The sequence below is a fragment of the Vibrio sp. YT-19(2023) genome (assembly GCF_033337395.1).
The window spans coordinates 1-752 of the sequence record NZ_JAWOQN010000413.1; the positions used below are offsets into that span (position 1 = coordinate 1).

A 752-nucleotide genomic window follows, 5' to 3' on the forward strand; every position below is an offset into this window, starting at 1 on the left:
TTGGTCTCAAGACCGAGTGGAGCACCTTTACGAACAAGTCGCGGCGGAAAATAGCGTCGACTTACTTAAAAAGGGTCAGTTCCAAGGTACGCCAGACGGTTCATCCGTGGTGTTCATTGACGATATTAAGGACAGCACGCTTAGTAACGTGTTTGTCGCGCAAATGCGTCCACGAGATTCGGTTCTACCTAGCGTGATGTTCTCTTCTTCTGGTGAAGTAAAAGAACTGTCAGATGGCCGTCAGGTTATTACGATGCAAGAAGGTACACGCTATGAAGGTGTGCCAACTCGCGTGGAGTATATGATCACCAAATTTGATGAATATGAAGGGGTGATCGGGCAGCGTGAAGTCAAACAGAAAGGTCGTGACTGGGAAGCTTACCCAACGGCGGATTTGATTGGCCATCCGGATCCTGAAGCGCAAGCGGAGCTGCAATGGCGTATTTCTCTGTTTGTATGTATTCCATTGCTCACGATGCTTGTGATTCCTTTGTCTGCGGTGAACCCTCGTCAAGGGCGCTTTGCCAAAATGGGTCCGGCTATTCTGATTTACTTGGCATACTTCCTTGCGATTAGTGCGACAAAATCGGCATTGGAAGATGGTGCGATTCCGGCGGCGATTGGCATGTGGCCTATCAATGCGATGTTGCTGATTGTGGCGATCATGGCCAATATGATGGACAGTGTTCCAGCTCGACGAATGAAAGAAAAATTCCGTAAGAAGAGGCTCGCGTAAGCTGTGTTCAAAATCT

General features: G+C 48.5%; 1 protein-coding gene. It reads left to right on the forward strand.

Annotated elements, in window-relative coordinates; genetic code table 11:
- A partial coding sequence (locus R7E78_RS26255; protein WP_318058625.1) for an LPS export ABC transporter permease LptF occupies positions 1 to 736 on the forward strand: 736 nt, incomplete at its 5' end.
- Between the last annotated feature and the right edge of the window lie 16 nt (positions 737 to 752).